The sequence below is a fragment of the Microbispora sitophila genome (assembly GCF_014892245.1).
Classification (GTDB): Bacteria; Actinomycetota; Actinomycetes; order Streptosporangiales; family Streptosporangiaceae; genus Microbispora; species Microbispora siamensis.
On record NZ_JADBGC010000029.1, the window covers coordinates 55944 to 70774 of the forward strand.

12 protein-coding genes and 1 pseudogene are annotated in these 14831 nt (G+C 70.4%); 4 read left to right on the forward strand and 9 right to left on the reverse strand.

Features of this window, described 5'->3' with window-relative positions:
• Positions 1 to 10 precede the first annotated feature (10 nt).
• The 4 genes from purU to IL992_RS38135 form a co-directional block, all read right to left on the reverse strand.
• Complete coding sequence (gene purU / locus IL992_RS38120; protein WP_193208169.1) at positions 11 to 859, reverse strand: formyltetrahydrofolate deformylase; 849 nt, start codon at positions 857 to 859, stop codon at positions 11 to 13.
• Between the two features lie 120 nt (positions 860 to 979).
• Positions 980 to 2905, reverse strand: a complete 1926-nt coding sequence (locus tag IL992_RS38125; protein WP_226874554.1) for a tetratricopeptide repeat protein — start codon at positions 2903 to 2905, stop codon at positions 980 to 982.
• Between the two features lie 247 nt (positions 2906 to 3152).
• A complete protein-coding gene (locus tag IL992_RS38130) occupies positions 3153 to 3719 on the reverse strand; it encodes a GNAT family N-acetyltransferase (protein WP_319019085.1) in 567 nt (188 codons plus the stop codon).
• A gap of 21 nt (positions 3720 to 3740) precedes the next feature.
• Positions 3741 to 5330 carry a helix-turn-helix transcriptional regulator gene (locus IL992_RS38135; RefSeq protein ID WP_193208171.1) on the reverse strand — a complete coding sequence of 530 codons (1590 nt, stop codon included), beginning with the start codon at positions 5328 to 5330 and terminating at the stop codon, positions 3741 to 3743.
• 335 nt (positions 5331 to 5665) lie between these two features.
• On the opposite strand from IL992_RS38135, the gene IL992_RS38140 reads away from it, so the two are divergent.
• From IL992_RS38140 to IL992_RS38155, 4 genes and pseudogenes are all read left to right on the forward strand, one after another.
• Entirely contained in the window at positions 5666 to 5926 is a 261-nt protein-coding gene (locus IL992_RS38140; protein WP_030509616.1) for a hypothetical protein, read from the forward strand.
• Between the two features lie 469 nt (positions 5927 to 6395).
• Positions 6396 to 7406: a mechanosensitive ion channel family protein gene (locus tag IL992_RS38145; RefSeq protein ID WP_319019086.1), complete on the forward strand. Its 1011-nt coding sequence runs from the start codon at positions 6396 to 6398 to the stop codon at positions 7404 to 7406.
• A 52-nt stretch (positions 7407 to 7458) separates the two neighbouring features.
• Positions 7459 to 7818: pseudogene (locus tag IL992_RS38150) on the forward strand (globin); the annotation flags it as partial.
• A gap of 36 nt (positions 7819 to 7854) precedes the next feature.
• A complete protein-coding gene (locus IL992_RS38155; RefSeq protein WP_193208172.1) occupies positions 7855 to 9405 on the forward strand; it encodes a glycoside hydrolase family 13 protein in 1551 nt (516 codons plus the stop codon).
• A gap of 49 nt (positions 9406 to 9454) precedes the next feature.
• Here IL992_RS38155 and IL992_RS38160 read toward each other — a convergent pair whose 3' ends face one another.
• From IL992_RS38160 to IL992_RS38180, 5 genes are all read right to left on the reverse strand, one after another.
• Positions 9455 to 9889, reverse strand: coding sequence for an acyl-CoA thioesterase (locus IL992_RS38160; RefSeq protein ID WP_319019087.1), 435 nt, complete (start codon positions 9887 to 9889; stop codon positions 9455 to 9457).
• A gap of 78 nt (positions 9890 to 9967) precedes the next feature.
• Positions 9968 to 11632: an energy-dependent translational throttle protein EttA gene (gene ettA / locus IL992_RS38165; protein WP_193208173.1), complete on the reverse strand. Its 1665-nt coding sequence runs from the start codon at positions 11630 to 11632 to the stop codon at positions 9968 to 9970.
• Positions 11633 to 11642: 10 nt separating this feature from the next.
• Positions 11643 to 12944, reverse strand: coding sequence for a GGDEF domain-containing protein (locus IL992_RS38170; protein ID WP_193208174.1), 1302 nt, complete (start codon positions 12942 to 12944; stop codon positions 11643 to 11645).
• 218 nt (positions 12945 to 13162) lie between these two features.
• Positions 13163 to 13756: a pyridoxamine 5'-phosphate oxidase family protein gene (locus IL992_RS38175; RefSeq protein WP_193208175.1), complete on the reverse strand. Its 594-nt coding sequence runs from the start codon at positions 13754 to 13756 to the stop codon at positions 13163 to 13165.
• A 287-nt stretch (positions 13757 to 14043) separates the two neighbouring features.
• On the reverse strand, positions 14044 to 14814 hold the full coding sequence (locus IL992_RS38180; protein WP_193208176.1) for a single-stranded DNA-binding protein: 771 nt from the start codon (positions 14812 to 14814) through the stop codon (positions 14044 to 14046).
• Positions 14815 to 14831: the final 17 nt, after the last annotated feature.

Genomic DNA, 14831 nt, shown 5'->3' on the forward strand with positions numbered 1-14831 from the left:
GGCGTAGAGGTCAGCGCGGGAAGATGACGGTCTTGTGGCCGTCCAGCAGCACGCGGTGCTCGGCGTGCCAGCGGACGGCCCGGGCCAGCGCCTGGCATTCGAGGTCACGGCCGATCGCGGCGAGGTCCTCGGGCGAGTGGGTGTGGTTCACCCGCGCGACCTCCTGCTCGATGATCGGCCCCTCGTCGAGGTCGGGCGTCACGTAGTGTGCCGTGGCGCCGATCAGCTTCACGCCCCGGGAGTACGCCTGATGGTACGGCTTGGCGCCCTTGAACGACGGCAGGAACGAGTGGTGGATGTTGATCATCCGCCCGGCGAGCTTGGCGCACATCTCCTGTGAGAGCACCTGCATGTAGCGGGCGAGCACGACCAGGTCGGCCTGATAGTGGTCGACCAGTGTGAGGATCTCCGCCTCCTGCCGGGGCTTGGTCTCCGCGGTGACCGGCAGGTGGTGGTAGTCCACGCCGTACGACTGGGTGAGGGGGCGCAGGTCGGGGTGGTTGGACGCGACGCCCACGATCTCGATGGGCAGCAGGCCCGAGCGCACCCGGTAGAGCAGGTCGTTGAGGCAGTGGTCGAACCGGCTGACGAGCACCAGCGCACGTGTCCGCACCGCGAGGTCGAAGAGCTGGAACTCCATGGCGAACTCCGGCGCGAGCGAGGCGAACGCGGCCCGCAGCTCGTCGGCGGCGCACCCGCTGGAGAACTGCACGCGCATGAAGAACCGCTCTTCGACCGGGTCGCCGAACTGCTGGCTCTCGATGATGTTGCAGCCCTTCCCGGCCAGCAGCCCGGAGACGGCCGCGACCACTCCGGGCCGGTCCGGACAGGAAAGGGTCAGCACATATTCAGCGCTCATGCTCAGATCCTCGACGGGTGACGGTGTCGGCTTCAAGGGTAGGGCCAGCGGATCGGAGGGTGCGGGCAGGTGGAGGCGATCATGGCGGGCGGCCGGCCGCCCGCCATGATCGTCCCCGCGTCAGCCCTCCTTCTCGTGCCGCTCCAGCGCCGCGCGTACGTCGGGGTCGCCGGGGGCCAGGGACAGCGCCCGGCGCAGGTCGAGCAGCGCCTCCCGGCCCCGGCCGAGCGCGTCGAGCGCGGTGGCCCGGTTGAAGTACAGGGCCGCGTCCTCGCCCAGCTCGATCGCCTGGGTCAGGTCGTCGACGGCCCCCTGCGCGTCACCGGTCTCGAACCGCAGGGTCGCGCGGTTCGCCCAGGCCGAGGCCAGGCGGGCGTCGGCCGACAGCGCCGCGTCGAAGGCCAAGGCGGCCTCCGCGTAGCGGCCGGCCTCGGTCTCCAGTTGCCCGAGCACGCCGTGCAGGTGCGCGTTGCCGGGGTCCAGCGCGAGCCCCGCCTCGACGTCGCGCCTGGCGGCCTCGTGCTCGCCGAGCATCTCCAGCACGCCGGCCCGGTTGACGTACGCGTCGAGGTAGCCGGGGTCGAGGTCGAGCACGTGGTCGAGGTCGGCCCGGGCGCCGTCCAGGTCCCCGGCGGCCAGGCGCAGCTCCGCCCGGTTGTAGTACGCCTCGGGCAACGGCGGGCTCACCCGCATCGCCGTCTCGTAGTCGGCCAGCGCCTCGTCCGTACGTCCCAGCTCGAACAGCAGGTTGCCCCGGTCGAGATAGTGGTCGGGGAAGCCCGGGTCGATCGCGACGGCCCGGTCGAAGTCGGCCAGCGCCTCCTCCTTGCGGCCCATTCGCGCGAGGAGCTGCGCGCGGTTGGCGAACAGCACCATCCGGTGCACGGGGTGGGCGTCCGGCGGAAGGTCGCGCTCGGCCAGGTCGATGGCCGAGCGCACCAGGCCGAGCGCCTCGTCGACCCGCCCCTCGCGCAGCTCGATCAGCGCGCGGCCGTTCTGGTCGAACCCGAGTTTGAAGGCTCGGGTCCGCCGGTCGGGCAGCAGCGTGGAGATCGCTATCGCCTCGTTGATCCAGCCTCTGGCCCTGGCCAGATCGCGCCGCGCCGGATCGCGGTCGCGCGCGTCGAGCATCGCCGTGCCGTACGCGGCGGCGGCGTGCACGGCCGGATCGACGCTGACCCGCCGGGCCTGGTCGTACAGCTCCTGCGCGTGCGCCCGCCGGCCCAGCCCCGCCAGGGCGGTCGCGGTGCGGTGGGTGAAGCGCCACCACAGGTCGGAACCCGGCTCCACCAGCCGCAGGCCGCGCGAGCCCAGCTCCACGACCGCGTGCAGGAAGCCCTCGGTGACGCAGTGGTCCACCGCCGCCCACAGGGCCTGCGCCGCCGCCTCCAGGTCGCCGCCGTGCTCCAGGTGGTAGGGCACCGCGCCCAGGGCGTGCTCCGCCGCCGCGGCGTGGGCCCTCAGCTCGGCGGCGCGCCGGTCGTGCCGGCGCGCCCGCTCCTCCGGCGGCAGCGACAGGTACGCCCGGTAGGCCCGCGGGTCGTCGGAGGTGCAGTCCGAGGCGACGTAGTCGTCGGGCGGCCCGCCTTGGGCCCGCGCCTCCACCAGCCGCGCGCCCTCCCACGCGCCCTCCCGTCGGGACTCCGCGGAGCCCAGGGCCAGCGTCAGATCCGGCACCCGGCGCGCCAGGACGCGCAGCAGTTCGCGGTCGGCCGGATCCGCCTCGTGCAGGTTGTCCACCAGCAGCGTCCGCGGCTCTTCGAGGCAGTCGCGGACGAACTCGGCGATCCCGTTGGCGATGCGCAGCGTGCGTCGCGGCGCGGGCACGAGAATCCGCTCGTCCTCCGTCAGGCGGGCCTCGATGGTCTGCCGCCGCGCCGGCACCCGAGGGCGCAGGCTGGGAGCGACGGCGCGGATCTCGATGTCGTGTTCCGCCACCAGGCCCGGGGAACGCTCCAAGGCGACCGGGACGAGGGCGCGCAGGATCGCGCCACCGACCGTGTACGGACCGCGTAGCCGGCGGTGCCCGTTGACGACGGGCGCCATGAGAGGCGGCATCTCCAGAGCAAGCGCTCGGAGGGCCGCTACGCGGTCCCGGGAGAGGTCTCCCCGGACCCAGATGTGGCTCGGGTGGTCCCTCACCCCTTGTGGATGACGCTCGAGGTGCCGCTCAGCTTGGTCGTCCCCGGCTTACGGATAATGATCTTCTTCATCATGCCTCTTTCCCCACTCTTGCGGACAAGGCACAAGTATTCGCAGGGATCAGCTATCCGCCAAGGGATGGAAGCATTATCTATCGGGAGAAAAGTGGCGAGACTACGGCATTTAGCTGCTTCTCGATGTAAATCACCACGTTGTCGCCGCGTACCTCGCGCCGCAGCTCCCGCCACCCGGATTTGCGATAGAGCTCCAGCGCGGCGACCTGACGCAGGGTGGTGTCACCGCGCAACGTCCTGTAGCCGAGCCCGCGCGCCCGATCCTCGAGCTCCTGCGTGATCCGCGCGCCGTAGCCGCGCCGCTGGTGATCGGGGTGGACCCGGAGACGGCACATCTCGGCCGTGTCGGCGTCGATGCGCCGCAGGCCACCCATCGCGACGAGCCCCGACCCCGGCACCTCTCCCACCAGGAAGTCACCCCCGGCAGCCAGGTAGACCTCGGTGATCCGGGGGAAGTCGTCGTCGTAGTAGACGCCGTCGCCCGGCACGACGCCCACCTGGGCCAGGCCGATCTGATGGAGGGACCACACCGCGTCGAGGTCGGACCAGCGGTATCGCCGGATCCTCAGCGGCGCGGTCCCGCTCTCCCCGCCTCTCACGGGATCTCCCGGCTCGAGATCTCCCGCCAGCGCGTCTCCTGCCACACGTCCTCCTCGGTACCCACGTCACCCGGCGTCCCGGAGCAGTTCCGGCGGGATCGTGACCCGGCTCTGCTTGATCACCTCACAGAAGGCCTGCAGCCGGGCCGAGTCGCCGTGCTTGGCCCTGACCTCCTTCGCCAGGTCGTACGCCGGTTTGAGCAGCAGGTCGGTCCGGTAGTCCTTGTCGACCAGCTCGATGGCCTCCTGGCCGAGCTTGAGCGCGGCCTCGACGTCGCCGTCGATGAGCCGGCACATCGCCCGGTCGAACCGGATCAGGGTCTGGTCGAGCAGGTCCTCGTCCGTGTACTTGTCGAGCGCCTGCTGCAGGATCACGTCGGCCTCCACGGTCTGCCCCAGCTTCACCAGGACGTCGCCCTGGTAGAAGTAGAGCTGCCGCTCGGTGTAGCCGAACGCCGGGTCCTCCCGGTCGCTGTCGTTCATCTGCTGGAAGGCCGCCCTGGCGCGATGCAGGGCCCGCTTGGCCTGCTCGACCACCTCGTGCCGCGAGCCGTTGATACCGGCGATCTTCGCCAGCGCCCTCGCCTCGACGACGGGCGCCATGGTCCGCGCGGCACAGGGGGTGTGGCCGGCCAGGTCGCGGCTCTTCTTCGCCAGCGTGAGCGCCTCACGCGGGTCGCCGTAGTAGAGCGGGACCAGCGCCTCGCGGGCGGTGACCCACGCACGCAGGGCCCGGTCGCCGGTCTCGTCCGCCGCCATCCGGCCCGTCCGGAAGAACGAGCGGGCCATCCGCTGGTCCCCGAGGTCGATCATTATCATCCCCGAGAGCCCGGCGAGCTGGGCGGCCATCCGGCACAGCCGCTCCTGCACGTCGATGGGCTGCCGGCGGTCCAGGGCCTTCCGTACGGCGGTGAACTCCAGCATGACGTCGCAGAGCAGCCGCACGGGCGGGGTGTTCATGTACTGCCGCCCGAAGCCGAACGTGGCCTGCTCCCACTGGTCGAGCATCGCCGGCGAGACGGTGGCCGTGACCATGGTTTCGTCCATCCGCCGGCGGAGGTTCTCCACCGCGCCGAGCACCTCTTCGTTGAGCTCCTTCAGCCCAACCGCCCCGACGGTGCCGCCGGCGAGGAGCCTCAACAGCGTCCTCCGTAGCACGTTCTCGTCCTCCTCGCCCCCGTCCACAGGCGGGGTGCCGACGCCCGACGGGGTCGGCGCACCCCACGGAGCGGGTGAAGTGATAGGTCTGTCCTGTTCTGGATCGCCACCACCTGATTCGGCCAGGTGTCCGTGGCCGCAGATGCACGGGCTTTCGAACCCGAGGGCCAGCGGTTCCACCCGGTAGACCGAGCACAGGTAGTGGAGATACTCCGGGCCGGGCCGCTTCATGCCCGACTCGTACGCGGACAGTAGCGTCTCGCCGATGCCGGGGACGGGTTTTCCGTCCCTCTCGAAGAGAGCGCGCACCTGCTCGATCACGTCGGCGAGCGCCACACCGTGCGAGAGGCGATGTGCCTTGATCCGAGTCGTGCCGAACTGTGGTCCGCAGTCGTTGGCGATCTCCTCGGCGATCTCGGCCAGGCTGCGCCCGGCGGCCAAGCCCCGCGCCCGGATCCGGCGCGCGATCTCCGTCTCCCTGTGTTGCCGACCGGACATTCCGGCCCCTCTCTCGTGGCCGGCCGCAGTCGCAGCCCGTGGTCTCGAGCGGTCCTCGCTTCGTGACGGAGAGTGACTTACTCGTCGCGCTCCGACCACACCATAATGATGGACCATAGTTGGCGCGGCCAAGCCCCCAACTTGAACGTGCCGACTAAGGATCGTCTCCCGATAGGGGTTTTCTTTCAACCAACATGGGCTTTCCTTCACCGCGGCCGCTTGTCGCCCTCGTTGACCCGAGCAGTTCCGTGAGCCATCTTTGGCGCACCAGAGTGAACAGACGGGAACGCAAAGTACACATTCCGCCCGCGAACGGAAATTAAGGAGGACCTACGGTGGGGGAGGACGATTTCCGGCGCCTGGAACATCTGGTGGCCGAACTCGACGCGCGGGGCTTACTCGCGCGAGTCGTGCGCACCCCGTCGGGCCGCGCCTACGTACGCGTGATCAATCCCGACGCGACGAGCCTCACGGAGAACGTCGTCTGCCAGGCGGCCGACTACTGGTGGTCCTGGGGTGAGCGGATGCACCGGGCGGACGACCCCGCCGGAGCGGCCACGAAGGTGGCCCGCGTGCTTGCCGCGGTGAGCGAGTAGGGGAAGGCGGCGGCCACCCAAGGTGAAAGCGAGAGTGAAAGCGCAGTCGCCGTGGGCCGCCGCATCCACCGCGGCCTCAGGGGGCGGGCGAGACGCCCGGTGCGGAGCGTGGCCGTCGCGCCGCCCCGGCGCGACGGCCACGCTGCGGCGTCCCGCCCGCCCCGACCCCGTCCGCATCTCGCGGCCGACCGGTTCGCCGGTCGTCATGGACCGCCGTCCGGCCCTGTCGAGCAGGTGGGGCCGGACGGTGATCGAGGGGGATCCCCGCTTGGAGAACGCGTCGGGCGCGCTTCCGGGTGCGCGCCCGCGTCCTGCCACACCGTCACTGGAGCGTGTCCGGTCCGCCCTCCGCGGCCCCGGACGGGACGCGCTTCCGTCTTCCCCGGCGATGTGACGGAGGCCGGATCAGTCGGCAGTATTGGCTACGTTCAAGAACTGCCGTTGATCCGATCCGGGGGGGATCCACCTCGTGTTACCGCTGTCGCCCGCGACGCCCAGTCCTGCGCCGACCGTGCCCGACCTGACCGAGGCGGCCGCGGCTGTGACGAAGGCGTGCGAGAAGAGCGAGGGCGTCTTCTGCACGGTTCTCAACAGCGCCTTCCCGGACCGGGAGTTCCCGGCCTGGGTGCAGCTCGTGGCCGGCGTCGTCGACGTGCTCGTGATGCTCGTGCTGATCCTGGCCGGAGCGCTGATCATCCGGAACGTCGTCCACCGGCTGATCACCCGGCTCACCATGCGGGCCAGCGTCGGCGTGCTGCCGGAGCGGTTGCGCGGCAAGACCGTGCTGAGCAGCACGGAGGCCGCGGTGGCGATCATGACGGAGCGCCGCAGGGCGCGCGCCGAGACGATGGGCTCGGTGCTGCGGAGCCTCGCATCGGTCGTGATCCTGGGCACCGCGGCATTGATGGTCTTCGCGAAGCTCGGGGTCGAGCTGGCGCCGCTGCTCACGAGTGTCGGCATCATCGGTGTGGCGGTCGGCTTCGGCGCCCAGGAGCTGGTCAAGGACTTCATCGCCGGCATGTTCATGCTGCTGGAGGACCAGTACGGCGTGGGCGACGTGATCGACACCGGGGTGGCCGTCGGCACGGTGGAGGCCGTCACGCTGCGCATCACCCGGCTGCGCGACGCCGACGGCAAGGTCTGGTACGTGCGCAACGGCACGATCACCCGGATCGGCAACGAGTCGCAGGGCTGGTCGAGGGCCCTGGTGGACGTGCCGGTGCCGTACGACAGCGACGTGGCGACGGTCCGCGAGCTGCTCAACGACCTCGCGCACGACCTATGGGAGGACCCGGAGTACCGGGACACGGTCATCGTCGAGGAGCCGCAGGTCTTCGGCCTGGAGTCGGTCTCGGGCTCGTCCGTCATCTTCCGGATCAGCGCGAAGACCGTGCCCGCGCGGCACCTGGAGGTCGCCCGTGAGCTGCGCCTGCGGGTGAAGCGGGCCTTCGACGAGAAGAGCCTCACCTTCGCCGCCTGACCTTACCGATCGGTAGCTGACTTAGGCTGAAATCGTGACCAGCGAGCAGACCCTGTCCTTCTACGAGGCGATCGGCGGCGAGGAGGCCTTCGAGCGGCTCGTCCGCAGGTTCTACGAGGGCGTCGCGGAAGACCCGCTGCTGCGCCCGATGTACCCCGAAGAGGACCTCACCGGGGCGGAGGAGCGGCTGCGCCTGTTCCTCATCCAATACTGGGGCGGCCCGAGGACCTACAGCGAGCAGCGCGGCCACCCCCGGCTGCGGATGCGGCACGTGCCGTTCGTCATCGACGAGGCGGCACGAGACGCCTGGCTCAGGCACATGGGCGACGCCGTGCGTTCCCTCGGCCTGCCGGCCGAGCGTGAGAAGGAGCTGTGGGACTACCTCGTCTACGCCGCCCACAGCATGGTCAACGCATAAGTAACGGAAGCAGCGGGCAGCCCAAGACTCATGGAAACAACCCCCTGGTGGCGTGATGCCGTTGTCTATGAGATCTACGTCCGCAGTTTCGCCGACGCCTCCGGCGACGGTACGGGCGACCTGGCGGGAATCCGCGACCGCCTGCCGTACCTCGCCGAGCTCGGCGTCGACGCGATCTGGCTGACCCCCTTCTACCCCTCCCCCATGGCCGACGGCGGCTACGACGTGGCGGACTATCGCGACGTCGATCCGTTGTTCGGATCGCTGGCCGACTTCGACGACCTGGTCGCCGACGCGCACGCGCACGGCCTGCGGCTGATGGTGGACATCGTGCCGAACCACAGCTCGTCGGCCCACCCCTGGTTCCAGAAGGCCCTGGCGTCCCTCAGGGGCTCCCAGGAGCGCGAACGGTACATGTTCCGGGACGGCGGTCCCGAGGGCGGCGGAAGCGGCCACGGAGAGCCGAACAACTGGCTGTCGACCTTCGGGGGCCCGGCGTGGACGCAGGTGCCCGACGGGCAGTGGTACCTCCACCTGTTCGCGCCCGAGCAGCCCGACTTCAACTGGCGCAACCCGGAGGTGCGGGAGGAGTTCCTCGACATCCTGCGGTTCTGGCTCGACCGGGGGGTGGACGGCTTCCGGATCGACGTCGCGATGGGGCTGATCAAGGCGGAGGGGCTGCCCGACACCGATCCGGGCTTCACCTCCAACTCACCGATCTGGAGTCAGCCGGAGGTGCACGACATCTACCGCGACTGGCGGCGGGTGCTCGACTCCTATCCCGGCACCCGGGTCGCCGTCGGCGAGGTCTGGACCGACTCGGCCGAGGACCTCGCGTTGTACGTGCGGCCCGACGAGCTCCACCAGAGCTTCAACTTCGCCTGGCTGGAGGCCCCCTGGTCGGCCACGGCCTTCCGGAAGGTCATCGACGACACCCTCAAGGCCGTGACCTCGCCGACCTGGGTGCTGTCCAACCACGACGTCGTACGGCACGTGACCCGCTACGGCCAGGGGTCGCTCGACCCGGGGGCCGGTCTGGCCCGGGCCCGCGCGGCGTTGCTCGCCATGCTCGCCCTTCCCGGGTCGGCCTACCTGTACCAGGGCGAGGAGCTGGGGCTGCCCGAGGTCACCGACCTGCCTCCGGAGGCGCGGCAGGACCCGATCTTCGCGCGGTCGAACGGCGAGGTGCCGGGGCGCGACGGCTGCCGGGTGCCGCTGCCCTGGTCGGGCACCGAGCCGCCGTACGGCTTCGGGCCGGGCGGGTCGTGGCTGCCGCAGCCGGCGAACTGGGCGAACCTCACGGCCGAACGGCAGGCGGCCGACCCGTCCTCGACGCTGTGGTTCTACCGCCGGGTGCTGCAGACGCGCCGGGAGCTGCGTGGCACGCTGCCCGACGCGATCACCTGGCTGGAGTCGCCCGAGGAGACGCTGTTCTTCCAGCGGGGCCGGCTGATCTGCGTGATCAACTGCGGTGAGGGCGCGGTCGCGCTCCCGCCCCACGACCAGGTGCTGATCACCAGCGGTCCGCTCGACGGCACCGCCCTCCCCGCCGACACCGCGGCCTGGCTGCTCACCGGCTGACCTCGCCCCGTCTCCGTGACCGGCCGCCGGCTCGCGCCGTCGCGGCCGGTCACGGAGCGGTGGAGAACCGCTTGAGGTACGCGAGCTCGTCCTCGTCGAGCCTGCGGGGGCGGGCCGCCGCCGCATCGTAGGCGACCATGACCGTGCGCGCCTCGACGTAGAGCGTCTCGTCGTCGCGGATCTCGTACGCGAGGGTGAACCGGACCCTGGAGATCTCGGTGACCCACACCTCGACGCGGACGGGATCGGCGCGGAAGGTCAGCGGCCTCCGGTAGTCGATCTCGTGCCGGGCGACCACCAGGTCCTGCCGGCGGCCGGCGGTCTCACGCGGCCGCTCCCACAGCATGGACACCCGCGCGTCCTCCAGGTAGTCGAGGAAGCGGACGTTGTTGACGTGGCCGAAGCTGTCGATGTCGGCGAAGCGCACCTTGCGCTCGAAGACGAAGCGGGTCAGCTGCTCTGGAGGATGGCGTAGCTCGGTCACCGGTCAAACCTAACGGGCCCCCGTCCCCCGCCCGGCGGCGGGGGACGGGGGCCCGCGGACAGCGGACGTGAACTCGGCTCAGTCGCGGGTGAGCTTGCGGTAGGTGACCCGGTGCGGACGGGCGGCGTCCGCGCCCAGCCGCTCGACCTTGTTCTTCTCGTAGTCGGCGAAGTTGCCCTCGAACCAGAACCAGTTCGAGCCCTCTTCCCACGCCAGGATGTGCGTGGCGATGCGGTCGAGGAACCACCGGTCGTGCGAGGTGATCACGGCGCAGCCCGGGAAGTCGAGCAGCGCGTTCTCCAGGCTGGACAACGTCTCGGTGTCGAGGTCGTTGGTGGGCTCGTCCAGGAGCAGCACGTTGCCGCCCTGCTTGAGGGTGAGCGCGAGGTTGAGCCGGTTGCGCTCGCCGCCGGACAGGACGCCCGCGAGCTTCTGCTGGTCGGGGCCCTTGAAGCCGAACGCCGCGACGTACGCCCGCGAGGGCATCTCGACGTTGCCGACCTTGATGTGGTCGAGCCCGTCGGAGACGACCTGCCAGACGTTCTTGCTCGGGTCGATGCCGGCCCTGCCCTGGTCCACGTACGAGATCTTGACGGTCTCGCCGACCGTGATGGACCCGGTGTCCGGAGTCTCGGACCCCGTGATCATCCGGAACAGCGTGGTCTTGCCGACGCCGTTCGGGCCGATGATGCCGACGATGCCGTTGCGCGGCAGGTCGAAGGACAGCTCGTCCATGAGCAGCCGATCGCCGAAGCCCTTGCTCAGCTTCTCGGCCCGGATGACCGTCGTGCCCAGACGCGGGCCCGGCGGGATCTGGATCTCCTCGAAGTCGAGCTTGCGGTACTTGTCGGCTTCGGCGGCCATCTCCTCGTAGCGCTGGAGACGGGCGCGGCTCTTGGTCTGGCGGGCGCGCGCGTTGGAGCGCACCCACTCCAGCTCCTCCTCCAGGCGCTTCTTGCGCTTGACGTCCTTCTGGCCCTCGACCTTCAGACGCGCGGCCTTGGCCTCCAGGTAGGTGGAGTAATTGCCCTCGTAGGCATAGCAGCGACCGCGGTCGAGCTCCAGGATCCAGCCGGCCACGTTGTCGAGGAAGTAACGGTCGTGGGTGACGGCCAGGACGGTGCCGGGGTACTTCTCCAGGTGCTGCTCCAGCCACTGGACGCTCTCGGCGTCGAGGTGGTTGGTGGGCTCGTCGAGCAGCAGCAGGTCGGGCTGCTCCAGCAGCAGCTTGCACAGTGCGACCCGGCGCCGCTCGCCACCGCTGAGCGTGGTCACCTCGGCGTCGGGCGGCGGGCAGCGCAGCGCGTCCATGGCCTGTTCGAGCTGGCTGTCGAGGTCCCAGGCGTTGCGGTGGTCGAGCGCGTCCTGCAGGCGGCCCATCTCCTCCAGCAGCTCGTCGCTGTAGTCGGTGGCCATCTGCTCGGCGATCTCGTTGAACCGGTCGAGCATCGCCTTGGTCTCGGCGACGCCCTCCTCGACGTTCCCGAGCACGGTCTTCGACTCGTTGAGCGACGGCTCCTGCAGCAGGATGCCGACCGTGAAGCCGGGCATCAGCCGGGCCTCGCCGTTGGACGGCTGCTCCAGCCCCGCCATCATCTTGAGCAGCGTCGACTTGCCCGTGCCGTTCGGGCCCAGGACACCGATCTTGGCCCCTGGCAGGAACGACAACGTGACGTCGTCGAGAACCACCTTGTCACCGTGCGCTTTGCGCACGCGCTGCAACGTGTAGATGTACTCCGGCATACCTTCAAGCCTAGGGGATCGCACCGGCAGCGCCGTCCGCGCTGCGGGGAGGTGGGGCCAGTGGGGCGGCCGGGAGGCAAACCCTGTCCCTGCCGAGCTCTTTCGCACGGTAGAGGGCGAGGTCGGCGGCGGCCAGCAGCTCGATCAGGTCCTCACCGTGAACGTTCATGATGGCCACTCCGGCGGACACCGTGACCGTGATCGTCGCCTGCTCGGCGGGGACCACCATCCGGCCCACCCGGGCGCGCAGCCGCTCGGCCACCCGCCTCGCCTCGTGCACGTCGGCGCCGGGCAGCAGCACGACGAACTCCTCGCCGCCGAACCGCCCCACCACGTCGTACTCGCGCAGTTGCGTACGGAGGGTGGCCGCCACCTGGGCGAGGACCTGATCGCCCACCAGGTGGCCGTAGGTGTCGTTGACCTTCTTGAAGTGGTCGATGTCCACCAGGACCAGCGCGAGGGCGTCCCCGGTCCGCTGGGCCCTGACGATCTCCGTGTCCGCCTCCCGCTGCCAGGCGGCCGCGTTCAGCAGGCCCGTCTTCGGATCCGTACGGGCCGCGGCCTGGAGCTGGGCGTGCAGCAGGCTCCGCTGGAGCAGCACGACGGGCGGCAGCACGAGCAGCAGCAGCGCCAGGTTGAGGCCGCAGACGACCGCGACGAGCACGCCGAGACAGAGCTCGACCGCGTCGAGCAGGACGCGTTCGCGGTCCCACAGGACCTCGCCCCAGCGGCCCTCCGGGTCGGAGGCGTGCGCCGCGACCGCGATCAACGCGGTGTTGAGCACCGTGAACAGCACCGCGCAGGCCGCCGCGATCGCGATCGGCCGGCCCTCTCCCGCCGACAGGTGCGCGGGGACGGAGACCGAGCGATGGAAGACGGCCGAGGCGGAGGCCGCCGCGAGCCCGATCGCCGCCGCGCTGAACACGCGGCGATACAGCACGGTCGCCCGCACCCTGAGCTGCAGCAGGATCTGCATCGGTATGGGCGCGAGCAGGGCGTAGACCGGCGGAAGCAGGAACGCCACCGGCAACCACCAGGCGGACAGCAGGTCACGGGAAACGCCGGCGGGCATGCCGAGGCGGCGGGTCGCCTCGATGCACACCGCACCGCACACGGTGAGCGCCCCGAACATGGCGAGGTGGTGAGCGTGGAGCGGGGTCGACTTCGCCAGCACCGCGATCAGGACCGCGTCGAACGCCACGATCGCGCACACGTAGGACACGAGGGCGGGCGGCTGGGCCAGCAGCGGCCAGCGACTTCGCGAGCAGATCGCGCTTCGCGGCCTGGCCGAGGTCTGACCGGTTGCCGTCATCCCGCCCCCCAGTAGCCGAAGCCCATCTCACGATGAGTAACACAATAGTTGCGGAGGGTGCGATGCGCGACGGGAACCGCTACCTTGGCACGATGGCCATCTGCATCTGATGGGCTAAGAAGGCATCTGCGGCGGTTTGCCCGACCCGGCATTCGTGCTGCTCCAGCCGAGGCCGTGGTGCCGCCCAGGGCGGCGAGCAGGCCGGCTCCCGCCGGGTGCTAGGGGATGCGGGGAAGCGGCGGCAGCGGCAGGGGCAGACCCGGCAGGCCGTCGATGCTGGTCGCGACGTGCTCCTTCTTGTGGAAATACGCGTCGAGCGACTCATCGGTCTCGCGTTCGAAACGCGACCCGTGCAGCGGGCGGTCCTCTTCATAGGTCATGAACGGGACGGCGTACCCGCACGTGTCACGGATCTTCTCGGCGGTCACGACGATGATCGCGCGCAGGCCGTGCCGGCTCGGGTCGATGTGCGGGAAGTGGCGCATCAGGCCGGCCCAACGCGGATCGTCGCGGAAGACCGGCTCTCCGCGACCGTGCACCCGCACGATGTTGGGAGGGCCGTCGAAGGCGCACCACATGAGGGTGATGCGGCCGTTCTCGCGCAGATGGGCGATCGTCTCGGCGTTGCTGCCGGCGAAATCGAGGTAGGCCACGGTGAGCTCGTCGAGCACGGCGAACGAGCCGCTCAGCCCCTTGGGCGAGAGGTTGACGGTGCCATCGCCGTCCAGCGGCGCCGTGGCGGTGAAGAAGATGTGCTGCGCCTCGATGAAGGCACGCAATCTCCCGTCTATCCGTTCATAGCTCTTTCCCATGACCCGATTATGACCGGGGTGATCCGGCCGGGCAGGAGCGGGGATGGGCAGCGGAAGCGGCCCGAGGTGACCTGCGGATGGCGGCCGCAGGCAGGGGCCCGAAGGACAGCTCTGCTCTTTGGCCCGCCGGCTCCCGGCGGGCCAAAGAAGCGAACATCTCAGCGGCAACCGCCTCCGGCCGCTGCCGGACACGCGCGGGTTTCCCGGGATCACGCCCGCATCGCACTACTCCCTGCCTGTCCCTGCCTGAACCGATCGGCCGCGCACGGCTGACCGGCGAAGCGCCGCTAGGCCGCCAGTGCGGGTGGGAGCCAGGCGGCCTCGGCGCTTTCCCGCGGCCCGCGCTCCGGGCCCGTCGCTCCGTCCGTCGCGCTTTCCTCCGTGCCGGTCTCCTCCGTAGCGGTCTGCGTGCCGGTCTGCTCAGTGCCGGTCTGCTCAGTGCCGCCGGTCTGCGGTGTCTCGTCGCCCTGCCAGGCTCCGTCGGCGTGGTCGGCGCCGGCGGTTCCCCGCGCTCCGGCCGCCGGCAAGGCCGTGCCGTTCGTGCCCCGTTCGCCGACGAGGGCGTCGAACGCCTCGTCGCCGCCTCCGTCGACGACGGGCGCGGCGCCGAGGACGGTGGGACCGGTCAGCTCCCACTCCCGCGTCGCGTCCTCCATCGCATGGCGCTCGTCGTCGCTCGGGGCGCCCGCCGAGTAGGCCCGGATCGGCTTCTCGAAGGTGGCGATGCCCCACTTCAGGTCATGGCCCACCGAGCTGGCCTCGATCTCCGCCCAGAACCGCTGCTCTCCGTCGCGCTCGAACTGCTTGATCCGCAGCTTGCCGTACACGACGACCGGGTGGCCCTTGCGGATCGACTGCTGCACGTTGTCCGCCAGGCCTCGGTAGCAGCGCACGGTGTAGTAGGTGGTGTCCCTGGTCTGCCAGGTGTTGGTCTGCTGGTCGAGGACGCGCCTGTTGACGGCCATCCGCATCGAGGTGACACGCGAGCCGTCGCGGAACTGGTACTGCCGGGGGTCGTCGGTGACGTTCCCGCTCAGCGTGACGTAGATGTCGTTCATCGAAGTGCCTCCCCGGC

Bases quoted from the DNA above. Each gene is read 5' to 3' on its own strand.
- purU (WP_193208169.1), bottom strand. From the start codon at position 859: ATGAGCGCTGAATATGTGCTGACCCTTTCCTGTCCGGACCGGCCCGGA.
- IL992_RS38125 (WP_226874554.1), bottom strand. From the start codon at position 2,905: ATGGCGCCCGTCGTCAACGGGCACCGCCGGCTACGCGGTCCGTACACG.
- IL992_RS38135 (WP_193208171.1), bottom strand. From the start codon at position 5,330: ATGTCCGGTCGGCAACACAGGGAGACGGAGATCGCGCGCCGGATCCGG.
- IL992_RS38155 (WP_193208172.1), top strand. From the start codon at position 7,855: ATGGAAACAACCCCCTGGTGGCGTGATGCCGTTGTCTATGAGATCTAC.
- ettA (WP_193208173.1), bottom strand. From the start codon at position 11,632: ATGCCGGAGTACATCTACACGTTGCAGCGCGTGCGCAAAGCGCACGGT.
- IL992_RS38170 (WP_193208174.1), bottom strand. From the start codon at position 12,944: ATGACGGCAACCGGTCAGACCTCGGCCAGGCCGCGAAGCGCGATCTGC.
- IL992_RS38175 (WP_193208175.1), bottom strand. From the start codon at position 13,756: ATGGGAAAGAGCTATGAACGGATAGACGGGAGATTGCGTGCCTTCATC.
- IL992_RS38180 (WP_193208176.1), bottom strand. From the start codon at position 14,814: ATGAACGACATCTACGTCACGCTGAGCGGGAACGTCACCGACGACCCC.